The following is a 23,157-nucleotide window of genomic DNA, read 5'->3' on the forward strand; positions in this document are numbered from 1 at the left end:
GTCGCTGGCGCGACGTGCCTGGGAGATCGGAGACAGTCGTGGCGATCATGTTCGTCAGAGCGCAGGTGATCAGCAGAGGGGCAGGGCGCAGCATCGTCTCGGCCGCCGCCTACCGTCACCGCGCCCGGATGATGGATGAGCAGGTCGGTACCTCCTTCAGCTATAGGGGCGGCGCGACCGAGCTGAAGCACGAGGAGCTGGCGCTGCCGGATCAGGTTCCGGCCTGGCTGCGGAACGCTATCGAAGGGAAGAGCGTCGCGGGTGCGAGCGAGGCGCTGTGGAATGCCGTGGAGGCCTTCGAGGCGCGGTCGGATGCCCAGCTTGCCCGCGAGTTGATCATTGCGCTGCCGGAGGAACTGACGCGGGCGGAGAACATCGCCCTCGTGCAGGAATTCGTCCGGGACAATCTGACCTCGAAGGGCATGATCGCCGACTGGGTCTATCACGACAAAGACGGCAATCCGCACATTCATCTGATGACGGCGCTGCGTCCGCTGACGGAGGAGGGGTTCGGTCCGAAGAAAGTGCCGGTCCTCGGCGAGGACGGCGAGCCGCTGCGGGTCGTCACGCCGGACCGGCCGAAGGGCAAGATCGTCTACAAGCTCTGGGCCGGCGACAAGGAAACCATGAAGGCATGGAAGATCGGCTGGGCGGAAACGGCGAACCGGCATCTGGCGCTCGCCGGCCATGATATCCGTCTCGACGGGCGCTCGTACGCCGAGCAGGGCCTCGATGGCATCGCACAGAAACATCTCGGCCCGGAGAAAGCGGCGCTCGCCCGCAAGGGCGTCGAGATGTATTTTGCGCCGGCCGATCTGGCGCGGCGGCAGGATATGGCCGACCGGCTGCTCGCCGAGCCGGAGCTTCTACTGAAGCAGCTCGGCAACGAACGGTCCACCTTCGATGAGAAGGATATCGCCAAGGCGCTGCATCGTTATGTCGACGACCCCGAGGATTTCGCAAACATTCGCGCCCGCCTGATGGCGTCCGACGATCTTGTTCTGTTGAAGTCGCAGCAGGTGGAGCGGCAGACCGGCAAGGTGGCGGAGCCTGCCGTCTTCACCACGCGTGAGATCCTGCGCATCGAATATGATATGGCGCAGTCTGCGGAAGTCCTATCGAAGCGCACCGGTTTCGGTATCGCGGAATCGAAGGTTGAAGCAGCCGTGCGTCAGGTCGAAACGGCCGATCCGGAAAAACCGTTCAAGCTCGACCGAGAGCAGGTCGAAGCCGTCCGTCACGTCACCGGCGATAGTGCGATTGCGGCCGTCGTCGGTCTTGGCGGCGCGGGCAAGTCCACGCTGCTTGCCGCCGCGCGCGTTGCCTGGGAGGGTGAACATCATCGCGTCTTCGGCGCTGCCTTGGCCGGCAAGGCGGCCGAAGGGCTGGAAGACAGTTCCGGCATCAAGTCGCGCACGCTCGCGTCATGGGAAATAGCCTGGGAGAACGGGCGCGATCTCCTGGAGCGCGACAATGTCTTCGTCATCGACGAGGCCGGCATGGTGTCGTCGCAGCAGATGGCGCGTGTGTTGAAGACGGTCGAGGATGCCGGCGCGAAGGCCGTTCTGGTCGGCGACGCCATGCAGCTTCAGCCAATACAGGCCGGTGCGGCTTTCCGGGCAATATCGGAACGGATCGGTTCCGCCGAGCTTGCCGGTGTCCGCCGCCAACGCGAGGGATGGGCGCGCGATGCCTCGCGTCTCTTCGCCCGCGGTAAGGTCGAGGAGGGATTGGACGCCTATGCCCAGCGAAGCCGGATCGTCGAAACCGAGCACCGCACGGAAGTCGTCGAGCGGATCGTTGCGGATTGGAGCGCCGCGCGCGACGAAGCCATCGCGCGGTCACAGACGGAAGGTCATGGCGGCCGGCTGCGGGGCGACGAGATGCTGGTGCTCGCGCACACCAACGACGATGTGAAGCGTCTCAATAGCGAACTGCGCGGCGTGATGAACGTTGCCGGCGCGCTGACAGGCGCACGCGAGTTCCAGACCGAGCGCGGCGTGCGGGAATTCGCAGCCGGCGACCGCATCATCTTTCTCGAAAATGCTCGCTTCCTCGAACCAAGGGCGCGCCGCCTCGGCCCGCAGTATGTGAAGAACGGCATGCTCGGAACGGTCGTTGCGACCGGGGACCTGCGTGGTGGTCCGTTGCTCTCGGTTCGCCTCGACAGCGGTCGAGACGTCGTCATCAGTGAGGACAGCTATCGCAATATCGACCATGGCTATGCGGCGACGATCCACAAGTCTCAGGGCGCCACTGTCGACCGGACCTTCGTGCTCGCCACCGGTATGATGGACCAGCATCTGACCTATGTGTCGATGACCCGCCATCGCGATCAGGCAATGCTCTATGCGGCGCGCGAGGATTTCGAGCCGAAGCCGGAATGGGGCCGCAAGCCGCGTGCCGATCACGCCGCCGGGGTCACCGGTGAGCTTGTGGAGACGGGCGAGGCGAAGTTCCGGCCGGACGACGATGATGTGGAGGAAAGCCCCTATGCCGATGTCCGCACGGAGGACGGATCGATCCATCGGGTCTGGGGCGTGAGCCTGCCGAAGGCGCTGGCGAAGGGCGGCGTTTCGGAAGGCGACACGGTCACGCTCCGCAAGGACGGCGTCGAGACGGTAAAGGTCGACGTCACCATCACCGATCTGGAGACGGGCGAGAAGCGAACGGAGAAACGCGAAGTTCACCGCAATGTCTGGACTGCGGAACTGAAGGAAACGGCCTTTGACCGCCAGGAGCGGATCGAGCGAGAGAGCCATCGGCCGGAATTGTTCAGGCAGATGGTCGAACGTCTCGGCCGTTCGGGCGCGAAGACCACGACGCTCGATTTCGAAAGCGAGGCCGGCTACCAGGCGCACGCCCGCGATTTTGCCCGGCGTCGCGGTATCGACTTGGCTGCCGAGGTCGCGGCCGGAATGGAGGAGGGGGCCGGGCGGCGGCTGGCCTGGCTTGCGGAGAAGCGGGAACAGGTGGCGAAGCTGTGGGAGCGCGCCAGCGTGGCGCTCGGTTTCGCGATCGAACGGGAGAAGAGTGTCTCCTATAATGAGGAGCGTTCGGAAACCGTCGCGCCACGAATTCCCGAGGATCGACCATACCTCATCCCGCCGACGACGCGATTTGCCCGTAGCATCGAGGAGGAAGCCCGCCGGGCGCAACTCGCTTCGGAACGATGGAAGGAGCGGGAGGCTATTCTTCGCCCGGTCCTGGAGAAAATCTATCGTGATCCTGAGAGCGCGTTGGCCAGGCTGAACGTGCTGGCGTCGGATGCCGGCATGGAGCCGCGCCGCCTCGCTGAAGATCTCGTGATGCGCCCGCAGCGGCTTGGCCGTCTGCAGGGATCGGAACATCTGGTCGATGGCCGCGCCGCGCGGGACAATCGGAACGCAGCGATGGCGGCCCTGTCGGATCTGCTGCCGCTCGCTCGGTCGCATGCGACGGAATTCCGCAGACAGGCGGAACGGTTCGGCATTCGCGAGGAACAGAGGCGAGGGCATATGTCCCTGTCCATTCCCGCGCTCTCGAAACCGGCCATGGCGCGTCTCGTCGAAATCGAGGCGGTCCGCGCGCGCGGCGGACCCGACGCCTACAAGACCGCCTTCGCCTATGCCGTCGAGGACCGTTTGCTGGTCCAGGAGGTTAAGGCGGTCAATGAGGCGCTGACAGCGCGCTTCGGATGGTCCGCCTTCACGGAGAAGGCCGATGCCGTGGCCGAGCGCAACATGGTCGAGCGCATGCCGGACGATCTTGCTTCCGACCGACGCGAGAAACTGGCGCGGCTCTTCATGGTCGTGCGTCGCTTTGCCGAGGAACAGCATCTTGCCGAAAGGAAGGACCGTTCGAAGGTGGTTGCCGGCGCCAGCGTCGAGCCGGGGAAGGAGACGAGTGCCGGGTTGCCCATGCTCGCCGCCGTGACGGAGTTCAAGACCTCGGTCGAGGACGAGGCGCGGGTGAGGGCGCCCGAGGTCGCCCACTACGGCCACAATCGCGCAGCCCTTGTCGATACGGCCGGGCGCATCTGGCGCGATCCCGCCGGCGCAGTCGACAAGATCGAGAGCCTGATCGTCAAGGGCATTTCGGGCGAGCGGATCGCAGCGGCCGTCGCCAACGATCCCGCGGCCTATGGCGCGCTGCGCGGTTCCGATCGCATCATGGACAGATTGCTGGCTGTCGGCCGGGAGCGGAAAGACGCGCTTCAGGCCGTGCCGGAAGCGGAGAGCCGTGTCCGGTCACTCGGCGCATCCTATGCCACCGCATTCGCCAACGCGACCCAGGCAATCACCGAGGAACGCCAACGGATGGGCGTCGCCATTCCCGGCCTGTCGCCGGCGGCAGACGAGGCGTTGCGCGCGTTGGCAGCGGCCATGAAAAAGAAGGACGCCAAGCTCAATGTCGCAGCCGGGTCGCTCGATCCCCGTATCTGGGAGGAATTTGCCGGCGTCAGCCGATCGCTCGATCTGCGGTTCGGCCGCGACGCGATACTGCGCGGTGAGAAGGACGTGGTCAACCGGGTGTCGCCGGGACAGCGCCGGCCATTCGAGGCGATGCAGGAACGCCTGAAGATATTGCAGGAGACCGTCCGCATGGGCAGCAGTCAGAGAATCGTAGCGGAACGCCAGCGCCGGGCGATCGACCGCGGCCGGGGCGTCATCCGGTGAGAGTTTCGACAATAGAGACAAGGAGAAGACCATGACGGAACAGGAAGCCCCCTACGACGCGATCGTCCGTGCCGAGATCGCCATCGAGATCCTCAACCAGGCGCGGGCCATCGTTACGGCGCGCGTCTATGAGCTCGAAGCCACCGATCCCGATGCCGCCGAAGCGCTTCGGTCTCGGCGCCGTGACCTGATCGCCCTGCAGCAGAGCATTACCGTCGCCGATCGCGAGTCTGTCGAGAGCGTCATTGCGCTCTGGGGGCCACGTGTGAAGGACGACGCCCGGTTCTGGGCGGAGCTCTGATCATGGCGGACGATCAGGCATCCGGCCCGCTCTCGCCGGAGAGGAACGAGAGCATTTTCCGCAAGGACATCCTTCCCGACTATCTGCCGGAGACGATGAAGCCGGCGGGGCGGCCGCGGATGATCTTGCTCGGCGGCCAGCCGGGGGCCGGCAAGACGGCCGTTCTGGTCGTAAGCCATGCGGAGCTCGATCAAGCGGGGCCGACGATCCGCATCGTCGGTGACGATCTCCGATCCTATCATCCGCAATTCCTTGCATTCCAGAAGCAGGATGCGGAAACCGCGTCGCAGTTTACCCAAGCCGATGCCGGGCGCTGGACGGAAAAGCTGCTGGCGGCCGCCGTGGAGCGGAAGGTCAATATCGTGTTCGAGACGACGATGCGCACGCCGGAGAATGTCGCCCGCGTCATCGGCATGGCGCGCGCCGGTGGCTACGACATCGAGGCGCGAGCGGTCGCCGTCAATCCACGGCTAAGCTGGCAGGGCAACCACCATCGCTTTGAGGAGATGCTGCATGCTGGTGACGCGGCGCGCATTCCGCCGCAGCACGTTCACGATGCCGCTGTCACCGGATTGCGCATCAGCCTCGAGAAGGTAGAGACGGAAAACCTCGTCGACCGTGTCCAGCTTCGAACGCGGGGCGGAACGATCCTCTATGACAATGAACGAGGCTCGGCCGGTTGGTCGCTTCCTCCCGAGGCGCGGACCGCCCTTGAACGGGAGCAAACGCGGCCGATGACGCGCGGCGAGCTGCAGCGGTTCTCCGATGATTGGAGCCACGTTCTCGCCCGCATGGAGGAGCGGCGGGCGCCTGAGGACCGGATTGCAGCCGTCAGGACGAGGGCCCTTGAGGACGTGAACCATTTGCTTGCGCAGCGGCGAGAGGCAGATGGCGACGATGGATCTCGACGTGGGCGATCGATCTTCCAGACACGCGCTGATGGGCTTGGCATGTTCGTCGAACTCTACGACAATGCGCTGCGCGATGCCGAGCGCCGCCCGATCGGCAACATCGATGCCCATGCTGTCGGGCGGCTCGCGCAAAGCTTCACGGCATTGAAACTCGTCGAGGCCGCCCGCGACCTTGGCCTCTTGCCCGCCGACGGCACGATCGTCGCGACACGCGCCATGGTCCAGGACAAGCGCGGCGCCCGAGAGTTTCCCGCCGCCCACCGCCTGCCGGCCGACCTCGCGGTCGAAACGCCGAATGGGGAGCGCCGGCGGCTGGCGGAGCACTTCGATGTCCAGCTCAACCAGGTCGCCATCGACCGCGAGGTGTTCGGTCGGACGGATCGACTGTCCCGTATGGCGAATATCGTCGATTCTTGGCTGGAGACTGCCGGCCTGCGCAAAACGCTGGCTCGGGCGGCAAATGACGTCGCATCCGGACGCATGTCCGCGAGCGCTGCCATGTCGGATATCGTGGAGCCCGGCTACGCGGCGGCCGTCGCCCGCACCCGCCAGCGCCTGGAACGGAACATGGCGCTTGCCGAGCGCACCGCAATCGCCACCTCGATCGTCGACCAGCGCGGCGAACCGTTTCGCGCGATGCTGGATGACTTGCGCCTGCGAACCGGCGATCTCGATAACCGGGCGCGGGCAAAGGCCATGATGGACGAAATCCTGGCGGAGACCGCGCGGCACGAGCGGCTTGACGCCGAGCGGCGGCGCGCGGCCGAGGAATTTGCGCGCGGCATTGCCGATAACGAGCGCAGTCTGGGTGCAAGGTGGGATGTAGATCAAAGCACCAGACGCTCCAACGTCCTCGTGCCGGGGCGGGATCTCCCCGACCTGACCGAGAATGAAATTGCCGACAGGCTGCACGGTTCCGCACGTCTCGCCGACAAGCGCGCCGAGATCGAAAACCTGTCACGTCTCGTCTTCGGCAATAGCCAGGCGGTGGCATCGTCGGTGGCGAGCATCCGCGATGCTCGCACCGGAACAGCGGCCGGCGACGATGTCCGCGAGGGGCGTCTGGGGGAAATGGCCGGGGAGAGGAAAGGCTGGTTGCGCGGCCCAAGTCCCGAGCGGCAGGCAGCCGAAGCCCATGCGCCGCAGCTTGCGGCGGCACTCGCGGATTACGGACATGCGGTGGATTTCGAGCGGCACCAGATTATGACCCAGCATCGTGAAGCGCAGGCGCGGCAGCGGGTCGAAATTCCGGCGCCGTCGCCAAAGCTCACGGAAGTCTTGAGGAGCGATGGTCACGATCAGGTCCGTCGCCTGAACAGCGAGCCGTCCCTTCGTCGCGAGCTGGAGACGCTGACGCTTGCGATCAGCAGACGTCTATCGCCGGCTGACAAGGCAGATCTGAAAGAGGGCAATGTCGCTCGGCTCGCCTCTTCGCTCGGCGCGACGCGCGACCAGGCCGCAACGCTGAGGCAGGTCCATGACCAGACGCGGGCCGTGCAGGACAGAAACCTACGCCAGAACCGCGATCTCTCTCGTGGAAACCAGATCGGATTCCGCCGTTGAGAATAAGATCGGCAGGCTCAAGGCCTGCCGATCTTGCTCCGGTCTCGATTGTCTTATGGGACGGTGCCATCGGTTTTGAAAGGCTCGCGACCGGCTGGTTGCCATTCGACCGACTTGGCCTGGACAGTCGCCACTGTGGAAAGCTGACCCTGCAGCAGCGTTCGAACGCCGCAGAAGACGACCAGGTTCTGGCCTTCGACCCGGATCTGGAGGCCGGTATCGGCCGGCCGAAGGATTGCGCGGGCGTCCTCGAAGGTGAGGAGCTTGTCGGCGCCGACGGCATCCATCGACAGGCAATAGCCGTAGCATTTCGTGCAAAGCTGTTCGGCGACGCATCGTGCATGCGCAACCGGCACGAATGCTTCGGCGATATGTTTGTACATGTCAGCAACTCCAGGATTGCGAAACATTCCAGCCGAGCGGAGCGTGTCCTCGGCCGGAGGAGTGCGAATTATGCGGATATCCATGTCTGCTCGGGGATCGCCCGCACCGGAAAGGCCGGTCGGCGGTAAAGCCGGTCGCTGACCTTGAGCTTCTCCCGCATGGCAACGAGCACACGGTCTGAAACCTCGAATGCGCCGCAGCAGACCGGGAAGCGACCGTACCCATCGGATCGGCCGAGCTCATCGAGTTCTGCGCCGGCCTTTTGATAGACGCGCTTCATATGCGGTTCGTAGTTCGAGATCATCGTGTGGATGCCGCTGTCGAGTGCGACCTCGCAGAGCGCAAGGAGCAAAAGGCAAAACGCGCGATCGGGCCGAATTTCCGGTGCAATCGCGTCCTCGTCGATGCACATCCTCGTGCCTTCCCAGATGCCCGGTGCGACCAGATCGCAGGCGTCAGGAAACGTATCCCTGAACACGTCATAAAGCAGGGTCGGGCCTGTCGTCGGCATGAGACGGACAACGCCGAAGAGCCGTTCCTTTTCTTCGTCGCACCACAGCAGATAGGCCGGATTTAGGCTGTCGTAATGGTCCCGTTCGCGCGGGCCGGACACGGCAACCTCCCAGCCGAGCTTATCAGCAAAGACCTTCTTTCTCAGCCTGAACGACTGGTCGAGCAGGTCGCGATGCTTATGGTACTCGTGGCCCTGGACAAGGATATACATGTTCGCCTCCATAGGTTGATAGAGGCGATCATGCAGATAGCAGGGCGTGCGATATATTCCCCAAGTGGATACCCCTAGCTGGGGGTATTGCCAAACGGCTGAATCAGGCGCAGCTGCATAGCGCGGGCGATCGTATAGGTAATAGAACCACCGCCGAGCTTGTTGCGAGCGGATTTGATGTAGGCTCGGGTCGTATGCTCGGACAGCTTCAGAATGACGGCAATGTCGATGCTATCCTTGCCCAGGGCACTCCAATGCAGGCATTCCAGCTCGCGATCTGAAAGGTGCGGGACCGGATCGTGCGCGCCGTAAAGCTCGAAGATCGCTTTGTGATGGATAAGAAAAGCGAGCTCCAGCCACTCTTCCTGATACTGGGCGATGGTTGCGCTCCAGTCATCACCTGCTTTCCGCGAATTCAGCGAGAGCAGCGCCCGTCGCGATTTGTCCATGATCGGGATCGAATAGCCATTGGCGCCGATGCCATGGTCTTGTGCATCCATCAGGAACTCGTGGGCGGCCTGCGGGATCTCGACTTCACGCCAGTCGAAGGGCAATTGCCGTATGAGACCTTCGCGCAGAACAGGGTCGATCCTGACATAGTCGCGCAGGAGATATCGGGAAACCCAAGCTGCATTGTAAGTCGTCCGGACATAGGGGGTGTCGACGATGTCCACTATCGTGAGCGCGAGGTGATATGTTGCGAAATCCACCCCATATGCCCGCTGGAAAATCTGAAGCGACTCTTGGACATCTTTTGCGTCCTGGACCTCAAGCGCAATCCTCTCAAATCGAGAGGGCCTTTCTGCATTCATCTGTGGGTGCTCCAAGGGTAAGGGCGATAAGGCCCGGTGTCAGTCGCATTCCCCCATTATATGTTTGTTATGATATAACATATCGCATAATCGAATTTATGGAACTCATGCAATCCGCTAAGCCCAGATTAAGGATTGCCAAGGAACAGCCCACTGAACTTAGGCTTGACGAAACCCGCACCACTCCCCAGCGAGCAGTGCAAGGGTCTTTGTGACCCTCAGGAAGGACGAAATGCTCACCCGTTCCTCGATGCCATGAATGCTTTCTGCAAGTGGCCCATAGACCAATGAAGGAATGCCGCCGTGCACTGCGAAAACGGCAGCGTCCAAACAAGCGGGCATTACATAGGCAGACAACTCACGCCCGCTGTGGACATGGGTACGGTAGCCAGGACGACGCCGCGACCATCGTTGAACCAGCGCTCCGCTATAATCAATGGATCGGCTGGAAGCTTCGATATCATGTTTGAAACCTTTTTAGCTGTTGATTTGGCTGGGCGTTCCCTGATGCCGAGAATGCTTTATTAAAGCCATTCATTTCATTTTTTCGAATCATTCGAAGACCACGAAGGCAGCAGCGCTCCGGTTGGCTGTTACACTCGCCCCGGGGTATCACATATTCGGATAGACCGGCCCCTCGCCGCCCTGCGGCGGCACCCAGTTGATGTTCTGGTTCGGGTCCTTGATGTCGCAGGTCTTGCAGTGCACGCAGTTCTGCGCGTTGATCACGAAGACGTCCTTGCCGTCCTTCTCCACCCATTCGTAAACGCCGGCCGGACAGTAGCGGGTCGAGGGACCGGCATAGACGTCGAGTTCCGAGGTCTTCTGCAGGTCCGGGTCCTTCACCTGAAGGTGGACCGGCTGGTCTTCCTCGTGGTTGGTGTTCGACAGGAACACCGAAGAGAGGCGGTCGAAGGTGAGGACGCCGTCCGGCTTCGGATAGTCGATCCTGCGGTGCATTGCCGCCGGCTCCAGCGACTGCGCATCGGTCTTGCCGTGCTTCAGCGTGCCGAAGAAAGAGAAGCCGAACAGCGTGTTCGTCCACATGTCGAGGCCGCCGAGCGCCACGCCCACGGCAGTGCCGAATTTCGACCAGAGCGGCTTGACGTTGCGCACCTTCTTCAGGTCCGAGCCGATGGCGCTATCGCGCCAGCCCTGTTCGATCTCGATCGGCTCGTCATTGGCGCGGCCGGCCGCAATGGCATCCGCCAGCTTCTCGGCGGCCAACATGCCCGACAGGACCGCATTGTGACTGCCCTTGATGCGCGGCACGTTGACGAAATCGGCCGAGCAGCCGATCAGCGCACCGCCCGGGAAGGATAGTTTCGGCACCGACTGGTAACCGCCTTCCGTGATGGCGCGCGCGCCATAGGAAAGCCGCTTGCCGCCCTCGAAGGTGCCCTTGATCGCCGGATGCGTCTTGAAGCGCTGGAATTCCTCGAAGGGGAAGAGATAGGGGTTCTTGTAGTTGAGATGCACCACGAAGCCGACGGCGACGAGGTTGTCTTCCAGATGATAGAGGAAGGAACCGCCGCCGGTCTTCATGCCGAGCGGCCAGCCGAAGGAGTGCTGCACGAGTCCGGGCTTGTGGTGTTCCGGCTTGACCTGCCAGAGTTCCTTGAGGCCGATGCCGAACTTCTGGGGCTCGCGGCCCTTCGAAAGATCGAACTTCGCGATCAGCTGCTTGGCGAGCGAGCCGCGCACGCCCTCCGAAATCAGCGTGTACTTGCCGAGCAGCGCCATGCCGCGGGTATAGTTCGGGCCGGGCTCGCCATTGCGCTCGATGCCCATGTCGCCGGTGGCGACGCCGATCACCGCGCCTTCGTCGTTATAGAGCACTTCGGTCGCGGCGAAGCCCGGATAGATCTCGACGCCAAGCTCTTCCGCCTTGGTCGCCAGCCAGCGACAGACATTGCCGAGCGAGACGATGTAATTGCCGTGATTGTTCATCAGCGGCGGCATGGCGAAGTTCGGCAGGCGGATGGAGCCGGCAGGGCCTAGCAGCAGGAACTGGTCGTCCTTCACTTCGGTCTTGAACGGATGGTCGGCGTCTTCACGCCAACCCGGCAGCAGGCGGTCGATGCCGATCGGATCGACGACCGCGCCTGACAGGATATGCGCGCCGACTTCCGAGCCCTTTTCCAGGACGACGACGGTCAGATCCGGATTGACCTGCTTCAACCGGATCGCCGCCGAAAGGCCGGCAGGTCCCGCACCGACGATCACAACGTCGAATTCCATCGACTCGCGTTCGGGGAGTGCCGCCATGTCGCTCAGAGCGCCCTCTGCAAATCTGGCAGGATCTCGAAGAGATCGCCGACGAGGCCGTAGTCTGCGACCTGGAAGATCGGTGCCTCCTCGTCCTTGTTGATCGCGACGATGACCTTCGAGTCCTTCATGCCGGCAAGGTGCTGGATCGCACCCGAGATGCCGCAGGCGATGTAGAGCTGCGGTGCCACGATCTTGCCCGTCTGGCCGACCTGCCAGTCGTTCGGGGCATAGCCAGCATCGACGGCAGCGCGGGAGGCGCCGACGGCGGCGCCGAGCTTGTCGGCGACCGGGAGGATCACTTCCTGGAATTTTTCATACGAGCCGAGCGCGCGACCACCCGAGATGATGATCTTCGCCGAGGTCAGTTCCGGACGATCCGACGAGGACAGGGCGTCCTCGACGTGGGTCGAAAGACCCGGGTTCGCTGCCGCAGAGATGGTTTCGACCTGCGCGCTTCCGCCCTCGCCTGCTGCGGCGAAGGACGCCGTGCGGACGGTGATCACCTTCTTCGCATCGGTGGACTGAACCGTCTGGATGGCATTGCCCGCATAGATCGGACGCTTGAACGTGTCGGCCGAGACGACCTCGACGATCTCGGAGACCTGCGCGACGTCGAGCAGTGCCGCCACGCGCGGCAGCACGTTCTTGCCGACCGAAGTCGCAGCCGAGACGATGGCGTCATAGGAGCCGGCCAGCGATACGATGAGTGCGGCAAGCGGCTCGGCGAGGTTGTTGGCAAGGCTGCCATCGTCGGCGAGAAGCACCTTCGAAACGCCCGAGAGCTTTGCCGCCTGTTCGGCCGCCGCCTTGGCATTGCTGCCAGCGATGAGCACATGCACGTCGGAACCGATCTGCGATGCCGCCGTCAGCGCCTTGGCGGTCTGGTCGGAAAGGTGGGTATTGTCGTGATCTGCCAGAAGAAGAATGGCCATGTCGTAATCTCCCTTTCCTGCCTTACAGCACACCGGCTTCGGTCTTGAGCTTCTCGACCAGTTCGGCCACGCTCTTGACCTTGACGCCCGCCTTGCGGCCGGACGGCTCCTCGGTCTTCAGCACCTTCAGGCGCGGGGTGGTATCGACGCCGAAATCGGCCGGCGACTTCTTGTCGAGCGGCTTCTTCTTCGCCTTCATGATGTTCGGAAGCGAGGCATAGCGCGGCTCGTTGAGGCGCAGGTCCGTCGTCACCACGGCCGGCAGCTTGACCTCGATCGTCTGTAGGCCGCCGTCGACCTCGCGCGTCACCTTGGCCGACCCGTCGCCGATCTCCACCTTCGAGGCGAAGGTCGCCTGGGCCCAGCCCAGGAGGGCCGAGAGCATCTGGCCGGTCTGGTTCGAATCGTCGTCGATCGCCTGCTTGCCGACGATGATCAGGCCCGGCTGTTCGGCCTCGGCCACGCCCTTGAGGATCTTGGCGACCGCCAGCGGCTCGACGGCATCATCCGTCTCGACCAGCACGGCACGGTCGGCGCCCATGGCGAGCGCGGTGCGCAGCGTCTCTTCGGCCTTCGCAGGGCCGATCGACACGACCACAACTTCCTCAGCCTTGCCCGCTTCCTTCAAGCGCAGGGCCTCCTCGACCGAGATCTCGTCGAACGGGTTCATCGACATCTTCACGTTCGCAAGTTCGACACCAGAGCCATCGGCCTTGACGCGAATCTTAACGTTGTAGTCGACGACACGCTTTACGGGGACAACTAACTTCATACCTCTTCCCTTCATAGTTTGGGCCGCGCCTCAGTCACCTGATCGCTGAAGGTGAAATGCGGCAATCGGTTCGCGGCGTGGACCAACTCGACAGCTGAAGCGTCGAGGGCGGGCCTTATTGTCAGACACTATTAATGTATGTCACGAAGCGTGTCAATGTTTTGGAAGTCCTGTAGGTTGATCTCTTCTTCTCAGCTCGACTTTGTACAAAATCGGTGGTGATTTCGGGTGATGCTGAGCAGCTCCGGGGTGAATCAATTCGCCGCAGGTTCCGGCCTTAGGCCATTCGTTCGATCGGATTCGAACGGATGGATGAGCGACCAACATGATCGTAGCAGTGGGCCGGGAGACGCGGTTCCCCACGTCCTTCGCCAATAGCTTTCGCCGTTTCGTTTTTGGTTCACCGCGCCAAGCTGGGAGCATCTGCTGGTCCTGGGTGCGCTACTTTCACCCGGCAAGCGAACGATGACGGCATGCCTGCGCATCACCGGACGCGCGGAGGTAAGCAATTTTGCCGCTTATCATCAACTTCTGAACCGAGCCAGATGGAACCCCCGCACGTTGGCGGCCCGTCTGCTGTCCGTCATTGTTGCCCGGCTCGTGCCCGAGGACCCCGTCGTGATTGGCATGGACGATACAATCGAGCGGCGTTGGGGCCAACGCATCACCGCACGTGGAATTTATCGTGACCGGCTCGCCAATAGCGCCCTCCATATCATTGCAATTGGCCGTCTCAGGACCGACGAGAAAACCAAACAGTATGTCGCCCGGCGTGTTGCCGCGGGGCATTCCAAACTCGACGCAATCCGAGCACTGAAGCGATACATCGCTCGGGAAGTATTCGGAATCATCATACGCCGCCAGAAGGAGGTCAATCAGACCAGAATCGTCGCTTGACAAACAGAAGGGCGTCCAGGGATCGCAGTTCACCAGCATGGACTGGGTTTCGTTCCTCAGACACCACAATCTGGTTCACTCAGTAAGCCGACGCGGCAACTGGCATGACAATGCGGTGGCCGAGAGCTCTTCAATCTTCTGAAGCGAGAGAGGACACGCCGCAGAGTCTACCGTTCACGCGATGAAGCTCGCCAGGACGTGTTCGACTACATCGAAATGTTCTACAACCCGAAACGCAAACACGTCAGGAACGGAATGCTGTCATCCGTAGAGTTCGAGAAGAAGCAGAAAATCTAACCCGGGGGTGTCTACGAAACTCGGGGCTATTCACCTGTCACCGGCGCCGATCTGCGGCAGCTGATGGATGCCTTTGCGGCCTCGGGCGGTCGGGCCATTGTCAGGGCGGTTTCGGACGGCACGCGCGGTCACCCTGTCATCCTGCCGCGCAGCGTTTTCGCAGATCTGCTTCAGCTGGAAGGCGATGTCGGCGCGCGCCATGTCACCGAGCGTTCCGGCCTTGAGGTGATCGAGCTGGATATCGAGGTGGCGCCCGTGCCGATGTCGATACCCTCAAGGGCATAGGCGCCTTGGACGGCCGTCTGAACGGCTAGTGCCTGGGGCCGACGGTCCTGCCGACAGCAGACCGGGCCATGGTGGGCCGGGTTACTGGCCGGCGTGATCCTGCCATGCTTTTTCGGCCGACTGGTGGGCCTGTTCCACATGATAGACGGCGGCACGGCGGGCGGCCTCGCTGTCGCCGGCCTCGATGGCGTCCAGAATCGCCACCATCTCTTGCATGCTCACCTTGGCGCGGCCCGGCATCGACATGGATTTGCCGCGCATGAAATTGATGCGTGCCAGAAGTCCGGTCAGGGTCTCTTCGATGATGCGATTGCCGCTGAGACGGAACAGATCTTCATAGAAACGTGCGGTTGAGCTGACCTGCTTTGCCGCGTCGTCATCTTGAACGGATTGCTCGAATTCCTGCAGCGCGGCGCGCATGGCCCTGATATCTTCGGCCGAGCTTCGGCCGGCGGCCAGGGCTGCGGCCTCGCCTTCCAACACAGCGCGGACCTGATAGATCTCGGTCGCATGTTCCCACGTGAGGATCGGAATATAGGGCCCCTTGTTTGGGATCAGCGAGACCAGCCGCTCGGCTTCGAGGCTGCGCAGCGCCTCGCGGACCGAGGGGCGGCTGACGCCCAGCAAATCGCACAATTCGGCCTCAAGCAGGCGGTCTCCCGGCTTGAACATCCCCGAAATGATTGCACCCCGCAACTTCTCGACAGCTTGCTGCTGGACAGTTTTGGGTGAAACCCGGAGATCAATGCTCGTCATTATTCGACCTATGGAAAGACCCCCGTGCCGGCGAGCACGAGAGGTTATCATGATTTTATAGCCATCGCGCAGGCATGGAACCGTGCGGCGACGTCGATTCACTACGAGAACCGTTGGCTTAAATGTCAACTATTTCTGCATATTCGTCAATGATTGACAGATTGATAGGCAGAATGTCAGACGATGTGATAGCAATCAAGTAATCTCAGAAAAACCTTGGAAAAGTTAGATGGCCGCCCTGAACATCCGTCGCCCCTACACAATTGTCGAAGACAAGCATCGAAGATGCCGGCCGCGAGGTGGAAACGCCTGCCCGCAAGGTCGCGGTCGTGACAGTTCTGGAAAATCCCTATGCGGCAAAGGGATTCGTCGAAGATTTGTCGCCGCTGATCGCGGAAAGCGTTCCACTGGGCCAGAAAGTCGGCGAGATGGCCCTTGCGGCGCTTGGCGGGTTCGAGGTGCAGGGCCATGGCAAGGGCGGTCTGGATGGGGACCATGAACATGCTAACGCGCTGCTGACCACGGTCTTTGCAAACCTGATCCGCGATGCCATCGGTGGCGGCGAGGCGTGGATTTCCTCGATGCAAAAAGTTGTGGCACCGGGCGCGACCATCGACATCCCAATGAACCACAAAGACGACGTCTATGTGCGGTCGCATTACGACGGCATGGGCGCCGGTGAAACGATACGATCCATTGCGGCAGCGCTATCTATCAGTCCGTCCTGTGTTTCGAAATGGAAGCGTCGTCTGGCTGAAACTGGTGCTCTGACACTAGGCCAAATTGGCGGGCACAAGCGGCGGGTACTATCGGATGATCGGGCCGAATGGTTGCGCCAACGCTGCAGCACCGGTCCGTTCACGACACGCGGCTTGGTCACGGAACTGGCCGAGCGCGGCATCAGAACCGATCGCCGTGCCGTTTGGGTGTTTGTGCGGGCTGAAGGCATGAGCTTCAAAAAAACAGTGCTGCCGTCCGAGCAGACGAGAGCGGACATCGTCCGCAAACGGCACCGCTGGAAGAGCCACCAACACCGGATCGAAGCTCATCGACTGGTCTTCCTTGACGAAACCTGGATCAAGACCAACGTGATGACATTTCGGGACTGGGCGCCGCGTGGCCAGCGGCTCGCCGCCTCGGTCCCGCATGGCCACTGGAAAACCCTGATCTTCATCGCAGCCCTGCGCAGCGACCGCATCGATGCGCCCTGGGTCATCGACGGGCCGATCAATGGCGAACTCTTCACCGTCTATGTCAGGAAAATCCTCGTACCCACCCTTTCCAGGGGTGACGTCGTCATCCTCGACAATCTCGGCAGCCACAAGGGACAGGCTATTCGGCGCGCCATCAGCGCTGCGGGCGCGCATCTTCTCTTCCTGCCGCATTACAGTTCAGACCTTAATCCCATCGAGCAGGTGTTCGCCAAGCTCAAACATCTCATCAGAAAGGTAGCACCACGGAGCGTCGAAGCCACATGGCGCACCGCCGGCGACATGCTGGATGCATTCCCGCCAAACGAATGCGCCAACGACCTTAGAAACTCAGGACGCTTTCGCCTAAAAACAGCATGCTCTAGGTTGACTAATTGTCAGACATGGATAATGTCATATTATGAAGGACGCTTGATCATGCTGCATCGGGTGGAGGCCGCCCTGTGAAGGACGGCCCAAGGGTCGCATCGCGTCGGCCGCCGTTGATGGTCATACCCCTCGCAACTGCCTAATCGTTGGATAATAGTAGCATGAGAAACGCATTCCCCAACCTCTTCAGCCCCCTGAAACTCGGCAACTATGTCCTGAAGAACAGGATCATGAACACCGGGCACGCAGCGCATTACCAGCAGGGGGACGGGACCCCGAGCGATGCTTACGCGTGGTATGTCCGCGAGCGCGCCAAGGGCGGTGCCGGTATCATCGTCGCGGGCCATACGGTGCCAGTCTATGACGGCCAGCTGTCGCTGTCGCTGACCAATTATTCTGACAAACAATCGGCGCAGTTCAAGAAGATGGCCGATGCCGCGCATGAATTCGACACGCCGATCCTGGCGCAGCTGGGCCATCGCGGCCGCCGCCTGATGGATTCCGGCGCCTATCACGGCCGGGCCATCGTCGCGCCTTCGCCGGTACCGACGCCGGATTTCTCGGTGCCGATGGTCATGCCGCACCGCCTGACCATCCCCGAAATTGAAAGTATCGTCGACAGCTTCGGCTCGGCAACCCGGCGCCTGCGTGAATGCGGCTATGACGGGATCGAGCTGGCGGTGGGGATGGACTATCTGATCCCGAACTTCCTGCACTCGAACGGCAACCGCCGCGACGACAAATATGGCGGCGCGACTATGCTGGAGCGTATGACCTTCCTTCGCGAGGTGCTGGGTGCCATCCGCAACGAAATGGGGCGCGAATGTCTCGTCGGCATCCGCATGTATGACGACCTTGCCGATTTCAGCCTGCAGCTGCCCGAATTCGTCGAGCTGGCAAAGATCCTCGAAAAGGAAAAGCTCGTCGACTACTTCAACATGTGGCACGCGATCACCTCGATCCCGAAACAGGGGCGCGCGCACTGGCCAAGCTATTACTTTGAACCCGGCGCCTTTGTGCACCTGCCCGCCGCGATCAAGGCCGCAGTCGATCTGCCTGTGGTCGGCGCGGGCCGGATGGATTCGCCCGGCATCGCCGAACAGACGCTTGCCTCGGGCAAGGCGGATATCATCGGCATGGCGAAAACACTGATCGCCGACCCGCATTTCCCGAACAAGGCTAAGGCGGGCCGGGTCGAGGATATCCGCCAGTGCATCGGCTGCACGCAGGCCTGCGTCGGCCATGTCGATATCGGTCTAGGCGTCGGCTGCATCTACAACCCCGTCACCGGGCGCGAAGAGGTCTGGGGCGAGATGGAGTCGGCGGCGGTCCCGAAAAAGGTCGTCATCATCGGCGGCGGCCCGGCCGGGATGGAGGCGGCGCGCGTTGCCGCCGAACGCGGCCACAAGGTCACGCTGATCGACCGTGGCACGCGTCTGGGCGGGCAGGTCAATCTGGTGATGAAGACCCCGAAGCGCGACAGTTTCGAGGAAATCATCCTGTGGTTCGAACGCCAGTTGCCCAAGCTGGGCGTCGAGATCCGCCTGAAGACCGAGGCGACGGTCGACTCGGTTCTGGCCGAGAACGCCGATGAGATCATCGTCGCCACCGGCTCGACCGCCTATATGCTGGAACTCGACGGTGTCGATGGCCCGAACGTCTTTACCGCCCGCGCGGTGATGGAGGGCAAGGCCAAGCTGGGCAACCGCGTCGTGCTGTTCGATGCGGTGGGCCGGGGCGAAGGCGCCACCGTCGCCGATTACATCGCCGATCAGGGCCATCAGGTGAACATCGTCACCGGGCTTGAAAAGCTCGCGCCCGACATGCCCTCGCCGACCCGCCACCACCTGCTGGAAAAGCTGATGGGCAATCCGGCGGTGACCATCACCCCCTATACCGCGATCTTCGAGATCACCGAGCGCGAGGTCGAGGCCTATAACGTCGTCACTTGGGAACCGACCACCATCGAGGATGTGGACAGCGTCGTGATCTCGGCCGGCGGTATTGCCGATGAAACCCTCATCGAGCCGCTGCGCAACGCCCACCCGTCGGTCCGCGTGATCGGCGATTGCTTCCAGCCACGCGACATTGAGCTGTCGATTACCGATGGTCACAAGGTCGGTCGCGAGATCTAATTTCCAACCCTGTGGCGGGGGGGGGGGCTTCCCGCCCGCCGCAACAACTATCCTGTATGGATCTTGGGAGAACTGATTATGACCAATGCTGTTGCCGTCATCACCGGCGGATCGAGCGGTCTGGGCGAAGCCGCCGCGCTGCGCTTTGCCCGGGACGGCTATGATGTCGTGCTGCTAGACGTTGACAAGACCGGTGGCGAGCGTGTGGCGGACGTCGTGCGCGCGCTTGGCCGCAAAGCCGCCTTCCAGTTTTGCGATGTCGGCAATCCGGCCGCGGTCGATGCGGCCGCGCAGATGGTCTCGGAAAACTTCGGCCCGGTCGAAGTGCTGGTGACCTCGGCCGCGCTGCAGCCGAACCCGGAATGCATCATGACCATGGACATGGACTGGCACGACAAGATGTGGCGGGTGAACTACTTCGGCACCGTCTATACCTGTCAGGCCTTTGCGCGGCTGATGATCCCGAACAACAAGGGTTCCATCGTCACGCTGGGGTCGATCCACAGCCGGATGCCGCTGCCGCTGCCGGGCTACAACGTCATCAAGGTCGCGATCGAGCGCTTTACCCAGCTGCTGGCGGTCGAGCTGGGCCGCTTCACCATCCGGGTGAACTGCGTCGGCCCGACCCATGTGATGACGCCGCCGCTGCTGAAGGCGATTGCCGAAGGCGAGCGCGACGAAAGCAAGATCATGGCGCCGCATGCGCTGCCCTACCTGCCCGAGCCGGAAGATGTCGCCGGTGCCATCGCCTTCCTCGCGTCGGATCAGGCCAAGGCCATCACCGGTGTGCTGCTGCCCATCGACAGCGGCATCATCGCGGGCGACGCCTTTGTCACCTATGCCGGTGGTATTCCCTGGCTGAAGTGATCCTGACCTGCTGACATGGCTCCGCCTGCACGCGACTGCGGGCGAGCTTACGGTTTTTGCCCGGATGCCGAACCGCGTCCCGGCCCGCAATTCCATGAGGAAATCCGATGATCAAGCGTATCCAACCCGGCCGGCGCATCTGTCAGGCCGTGGTCGCCAATGGCACCGTCACCACCTCGGGCATCACCGGCACCGGCACTGATGCCGAGGCGCAGACCCGCGACATCCTCGCGCAGGTCGATGCCCTGCTGGCCGAGGCCGGAACCAACAAAAGCAATCTGATCAGCGCGACCGTCTGGCTGCGCGACGTGGCGGATTTCGACGCCATGAACCGCGCCTGGGATGCCTGGGTCGATCCGGCCAATGTGCCGGTCCGCGCCACCATCGAGGCGCGCCTGTTCACGCCCGACCTGCAGGTCGAAATCCAGATCAGCGCAGCGGTCTGATCCGCCACCGCCATGAAAGGAGCCATGATGAAGGTTCTCGTGCCAGTTAAGCGCGTGCTCGACTACAGCGTTAAGGCCCGTGTTAAAGGTCCTTCACCGAATTCACATTGAGGCTCTTACGGACGATGAAAGCCTGCCCGTGTAGAGGTTGCCCTGGCTCAACAGCCGCTGGGAGGAAGGGGCACGGAACGCTTCGGCACTCTGGCGTGAGATGAAGACGAAGGGTTTTGTGGTGTCAGTACCGGAGCAATACTCCCCAATAGTGCCGTTTGAATCTTCCCCAGGTGCTGCGGCCGCCGGTCTTCCGGGGCGGGCCCCGGAAGACCGGCGGCGCGTCATCGCCGATACTCCTTCCGATGGTCGGGAGGGGGATTTTGGTGATCAAGCTGAGGGAGACGATCATGATCCTGGATCTGCATCAGCAGGGGCTGACGGTGTCGGCCATTTCCAGAGAAACGGGCATCGACCGCAAGACGGTGCGCAAATACATAGAGCGAGGCCTTGAGGCTCCGGCCTATGGTCCCAGGAAGCCGCGAGCGACGGTGATCGATCCGTTTGCTTCTTACCTGCGGGAACGGGTGAAGACCTATCCAGGCCTGACCGGCAGTCGGCTGCTACGAGAACTGCGCGAGCGAGGCTATACGGGCGGCTACACGGCCGTGACGGATTTTCTCCGTGATGTGCGCCCTGCAGCAAGCCAAGGCTATGAGGTTCGTTTCGAGACGCCACCCGGCGAGCAGGCTCAGGTCGATTTCGCCCAATTCCATGTCGTCTTCACCGACGAACCGATGACGCCGAGGATCGTTTGGCTGTTCTCCATGGTGCTGGGCCACAGCCGTCTCATCTGGGCGCGCTTCGTCATGCATCAGAACCTGCCAACCGTCCTGCGCTGCCACATCGCGGCTTTCGAGGCCCTTGGCGGCGCTCCAAGGGAGGTGCTCTACGACCGGATGAAGACCGCCGTCATTGGCGAAGGCCAGACGGAAGGTATCATCTACAATCGCGTACTCATCGACCTGGCACGCCACTACGGCTTCCACCCGAAGGCATGCAAACCGTATCGCGCCAAGACCAAGGGCAAGGTCGAGCGGCCGTTCCGGTACATCCGCGAGGACTTCTTCCTGGCCCGCTCGTTTCGCAATCTCGATGACCTGAACGCCCAGCTCCGGCACTGGCTGGACACCGTCGCCAATCCGAGGAAGCATGCAACAACCCTGCGCTTCGTCAATGAAGCCTTCGCCGAGGAGCGGCCGCACCTGCGACCGTTACCGCTGGCACCGTTCAGATCCGTTCTGAAGCTGGAGCGCCGCGTGTCGCGGGAGGGCATGGTCAGCGTCGGTGGCAATACCTACAGCGTTCCGGATGCCACGCGAAGCCGAATGGTAGAGGTCCACTCTCTCGCTGACGAAGTCCGCATCTTCGAGAACGGCACGCTGATCGCAGCACATCCTGTCCTGGAGGGCCGTAAACAGCGCCGGGTTCATCCGGATCATCGGCGACCCATTCAGCCGCAACATTGGCCGGGGAGACGGCAGGAATCTCATGTTGTCAAACCCGCCGGCGATACCGTGCTGCAGCGATCGCTTGCCTTCTATGATGCCGTCGGCAAGGTCCTGGCACAGGAGAACCGACCATGAGCGCCACCCTCGACCCCATTCCGTCGATGATCGACCGTATCCGTCATGATCTCGTTGGTCTGAAGATGCCGCGCGCACTGGAAGCTCTCGACCATGTCGTGCGCCGCCTCGAGCACGGTGAGCTGTCGGCCCTTGAGGCCATCGATATTCTCCTGTCGGAGGAACTCACCCTGCGCGAGAACAGTCGCATCAAGACCGCCCTGCGGATGGGCAGGCTTGCGACGATCAAGACGCTCGCCGGTTTTGATTTTACCTTTCAACCATCTCTCGACCGGAATCGCATCTTCACCCTGGCCCAGCTCGGGTTCGTCGAGCGTCACGAAGCGGTTCATTTCCTCGGCCCACCGGGAACGGGAAAGAGCCATCTTGCCACGGCGCTCGGCGTCGAAGCCGTGAAGGCCGGAAAGAGCGTGTATTTCACGACGCTCGCCGATCTGATCGGTTCGCTTGCCCGTTCAGAGCGGGAAGGCAAGCTGCAGGAACGCATTCGCTTCTTCTGCAGGCCGAGCCTGCTCATCGTCGATGAGATTGGCTATTTGCCGGTCGTCCAGGGCGGCGGCAATCTGTTCTTCCAGCTCGTTAACGCCCGCTATGAACGCAGCGCAATGATCCTCACGTCAAACCGCGGTTTTGCAGAATGGGGCGATGTCTTTGGCGACCCTGTCGTCGCGACGGCACTGCTCGACAGACTGCTGCATCATGCCGTCGTCGTGCAGATCGAAGGATCCAGCTATCGGTTGAGGCAGCATGCCGAACTCATGCCGGAGCATGTTCGCTCCAAAGCCCTCATCGCTCCCCCGGCGTTCGCCCCACCACAAAAGCCGCGCGGGCGGCCGCCGAAAAATCCTCAATTCGCCATGTCGTCGACGTCGGCATAACTGGGGAATTTTACTTCGGCACTTCTGGGGAAAATTCACGCGGCATTGACA

General features: G+C 62.2%; 16 protein-coding genes and 3 pseudogenes. 12 read left to right on the forward strand and 7 right to left on the reverse strand.

All coding sequences use genetic code 11. The features are described 5' to 3' along the window. Positions 1-38: 38 nt before the first annotated feature. Genes traA through ShzoTeo12_RS28090 form a run of 3 tightly spaced genes read left to right on the forward strand, consistent with a single transcriptional unit; the run spans position 39 to position 7,433 of the window. On the forward strand, positions 39-4,658 hold the full coding sequence (gene traA / locus ShzoTeo12_RS28080; protein ID WP_318914513.1) for a Ti-type conjugative transfer relaxase TraA: 4,620 nt from the start codon (positions 39-41) through the stop codon (positions 4,656-4,658). Positions 4,659-4,689: 31 nt separating this feature from the next. Continuing rightward, positions 4,690-4,959 carry a hypothetical protein gene (locus tag ShzoTeo12_RS28085; protein WP_318914514.1) on the forward strand — a complete coding sequence of 90 codons (270 nt, stop codon included), beginning with the start codon at positions 4,690-4,692 and terminating at the stop codon, positions 4,957-4,959. A 2-nt stretch (positions 4,960-4,961) separates the two neighbouring features. Next, the gene (locus tag ShzoTeo12_RS28090) at positions 4,962-7,433 is read left to right on the forward strand and encodes a BID domain-containing T4SS effector (RefSeq protein WP_318914515.1); all 2,472 of its coding nucleotides are present in this window, start codon (positions 4,962-4,964) and stop codon (positions 7,431-7,433) included. 53 nt (positions 7,434-7,486) lie between these two features. Here ShzoTeo12_RS28090 and ShzoTeo12_RS28095 read toward each other — a convergent pair whose 3' ends face one another. The 6 genes from ShzoTeo12_RS28095 to ShzoTeo12_RS28120 all read right to left on the reverse strand — a co-directional run bounded on the left by ShzoTeo12_RS28095 (position 7,487) and on the right by ShzoTeo12_RS28120 (position 13,328). Then, positions 7,487-7,816, reverse strand: coding sequence for a hypothetical protein (locus ShzoTeo12_RS28095; RefSeq protein WP_318914516.1), 330 nt, complete (start codon positions 7,814-7,816; stop codon positions 7,487-7,489). Positions 7,817-7,884: 68 nt separating this feature from the next. Beyond that, entirely contained in the window at positions 7,885-8,541 is a 657-nt protein-coding gene (locus tag ShzoTeo12_RS28100) for an acyl-homoserine-lactone synthase (protein WP_318914517.1), read from the reverse strand. Positions 8,542-8,615: 74 nt separating this feature from the next. Continuing rightward, positions 8,616-9,353, reverse strand: a complete 738-nt coding sequence (locus tag ShzoTeo12_RS28105) for a LuxR family transcriptional regulator (RefSeq protein ID WP_318914518.1) — start codon at positions 9,351-9,353, stop codon at positions 8,616-8,618. Positions 9,354-9,965: 612 nt separating this feature from the next. Further along, complete coding sequence (locus tag ShzoTeo12_RS28110; protein WP_413251208.1) at positions 9,966-11,621, reverse strand: electron transfer flavoprotein-ubiquinone oxidoreductase; 1,656 nt, start codon at positions 11,619-11,621, stop codon at positions 9,966-9,968. A gap of 5 nt (positions 11,622-11,626) precedes the next feature. Continuing rightward, the gene (locus tag ShzoTeo12_RS28115; RefSeq protein WP_318914519.1) at positions 11,627-12,556 is read right to left on the reverse strand and encodes an electron transfer flavoprotein subunit alpha/FixB family protein; all 930 of its coding nucleotides are present in this window, start codon (positions 12,554-12,556) and stop codon (positions 11,627-11,629) included. 22 nt (positions 12,557-12,578) lie between these two features. After that, positions 12,579-13,328: an electron transfer flavoprotein subunit beta/FixA family protein gene (locus ShzoTeo12_RS28120; protein ID WP_318914520.1), complete on the reverse strand. Its 750-nt coding sequence runs from the start codon at positions 13,326-13,328 to the stop codon at positions 12,579-12,581. Between the two features lie 423 nt (positions 13,329-13,751). On the opposite strand from ShzoTeo12_RS28120, the gene ShzoTeo12_RS28370 reads away from it, so the two are divergent. From ShzoTeo12_RS28370 to ShzoTeo12_RS28140, 3 genes and pseudogenes are all read left to right on the forward strand, one after another. Further along, on the forward strand, positions 13,752-14,225 hold the full coding sequence (locus ShzoTeo12_RS28370) for a transposase (RefSeq protein WP_413251211.1): 474 nt from the start codon (positions 13,752-13,754) through the stop codon (positions 14,223-14,225). A 16-nt stretch (positions 14,226-14,241) separates the two neighbouring features. Further along, positions 14,242-14,522: pseudogene (locus ShzoTeo12_RS28135) on the forward strand (IS3 family transposase); the annotation flags it as partial. 48 nt (positions 14,523-14,570) lie between these two features. Further along, positions 14,571-14,807 (forward strand): annotated as a pseudogene (locus tag ShzoTeo12_RS28140) (NTP transferase domain-containing protein); the annotation flags it as partial. Positions 14,808-14,888: 81 nt separating this feature from the next. On the opposite strand, the gene ShzoTeo12_RS28145 reads toward ShzoTeo12_RS28140, so the two are convergent. After that, positions 14,889-15,563, reverse strand: coding sequence for a GntR family transcriptional regulator (locus tag ShzoTeo12_RS28145; RefSeq protein WP_318914521.1), 675 nt, complete (start codon positions 15,561-15,563; stop codon positions 14,889-14,891). Positions 15,564-15,826: 263 nt separating this feature from the next. On the opposite strand from ShzoTeo12_RS28145, the pseudogene ShzoTeo12_RS28155 reads away from it, so the two are divergent. The 6 genes and pseudogenes from ShzoTeo12_RS28155 to istB all read left to right on the forward strand — a co-directional run. Continuing rightward, positions 15,827-17,110 (forward strand): annotated as a pseudogene (locus ShzoTeo12_RS28155) (IS630 family transposase); the annotation flags it as partial. A 194-nt stretch (positions 17,111-17,304) separates the two neighbouring features. Beyond that, positions 17,305-19,278, forward strand: coding sequence for an FAD-dependent oxidoreductase (locus ShzoTeo12_RS28160; protein ID WP_318914522.1), 1,974 nt, complete (start codon positions 17,305-17,307; stop codon positions 19,276-19,278). Positions 19,279-19,356: 78 nt separating this feature from the next. Beyond that, positions 19,357-20,145, forward strand: a complete 789-nt coding sequence (locus ShzoTeo12_RS28165; protein ID WP_318914523.1) for an SDR family oxidoreductase — start codon at positions 19,357-19,359, stop codon at positions 20,143-20,145. Between the two features lie 107 nt (positions 20,146-20,252). Beyond that, positions 20,253-20,591 (forward strand): RidA family protein, encoded by a 339-nt coding sequence (locus tag ShzoTeo12_RS28170; RefSeq protein ID WP_318914524.1) that lies wholly within the window; start codon positions 20,253-20,255, stop codon positions 20,589-20,591. 377 nt (positions 20,592-20,968) lie between these two features. After that, complete coding sequence (istA, locus tag ShzoTeo12_RS28175) at positions 20,969-22,228, forward strand: IS21 family transposase (protein ID WP_318914584.1); 1,260 nt, start codon at positions 20,969-20,971, stop codon at positions 22,226-22,228. After that, positions 22,225-23,106, forward strand: a complete 882-nt coding sequence (gene istB, locus ShzoTeo12_RS28180; RefSeq protein WP_318913693.1) for an IS21-like element ISRel3 family helper ATPase IstB — start codon at positions 22,225-22,227, stop codon at positions 23,104-23,106. The genes istA and istB overlap by 4 nt, the downstream gene beginning before the upstream one ends. Positions 23,107-23,157 lie beyond the last annotated feature (51 nt).

The organism is Shinella zoogloeoides (assembly GCF_033705735.1).
Taxonomy (GTDB): domain Bacteria; phylum Pseudomonadota; class Alphaproteobacteria; order Rhizobiales; family Rhizobiaceae; genus Shinella; species Shinella zoogloeoides_A.

What these genes read in the sequence shown, in the direction of transcription:
- ShzoTeo12_RS28100 (WP_318914517.1), bottom strand. Translation starts at nt 8,541, where the DNA reads ATGTATATCCTTGTCCAGGGCCACGAGTACCATAAGCATCGCGACCTG.
- ShzoTeo12_RS28165 (WP_318914523.1), top strand. Translation starts at nt 19,357, where the DNA reads ATGACCAATGCTGTTGCCGTCATCACCGGCGGATCGAGCGGTCTGGGC.
- istB (WP_318913693.1), top strand. Translation starts at nt 22,225, where the DNA reads ATGAGCGCCACCCTCGACCCCATTCCGTCGATGATCGACCGTATCCGT.
- ShzoTeo12_RS28110 (WP_413251208.1), bottom strand. Translation starts at nt 11,621, where the DNA reads ATGGCGGCACTCCCCGAACGCGAGTCGATGGAATTCGACGTTGTGATC.
- ShzoTeo12_RS28095 (WP_318914516.1), bottom strand. Translation starts at nt 7,816, where the DNA reads ATGTACAAACATATCGCCGAAGCATTCGTGCCGGTTGCGCATGCACGA.
- ShzoTeo12_RS28105 (WP_318914518.1), bottom strand. Translation starts at nt 9,353, where the DNA reads ATGAATGCAGAAAGGCCCTCTCGATTTGAGAGGATTGCGCTTGAGGTC.
- ShzoTeo12_RS28160 (WP_318914522.1), top strand. Translation starts at nt 17,305, where the DNA reads ATGAGAAACGCATTCCCCAACCTCTTCAGCCCCCTGAAACTCGGCAAC.
- ShzoTeo12_RS28115 (WP_318914519.1), bottom strand. Translation starts at nt 12,556, where the DNA reads ATGGCCATTCTTCTTCTGGCAGATCACGACAATACCCACCTTTCCGAC.
- ShzoTeo12_RS28120 (WP_318914520.1), bottom strand. Translation starts at nt 13,328, where the DNA reads ATGAAGTTAGTTGTCCCCGTAAAGCGTGTCGTCGACTACAACGTTAAG.
- ShzoTeo12_RS28145 (WP_318914521.1), bottom strand. Translation starts at nt 15,563, where the DNA reads ATGACGAGCATTGATCTCCGGGTTTCACCCAAAACTGTCCAGCAGCAA.
- ShzoTeo12_RS28085 (WP_318914514.1), top strand. Translation starts at nt 4,690, where the DNA reads ATGACGGAACAGGAAGCCCCCTACGACGCGATCGTCCGTGCCGAGATC.
- ShzoTeo12_RS28090 (WP_318914515.1), top strand. Translation starts at nt 4,962, where the DNA reads ATGGCGGACGATCAGGCATCCGGCCCGCTCTCGCCGGAGAGGAACGAG.
- ShzoTeo12_RS28170 (WP_318914524.1), top strand. Translation starts at nt 20,253, where the DNA reads ATGATCAAGCGTATCCAACCCGGCCGGCGCATCTGTCAGGCCGTGGTC.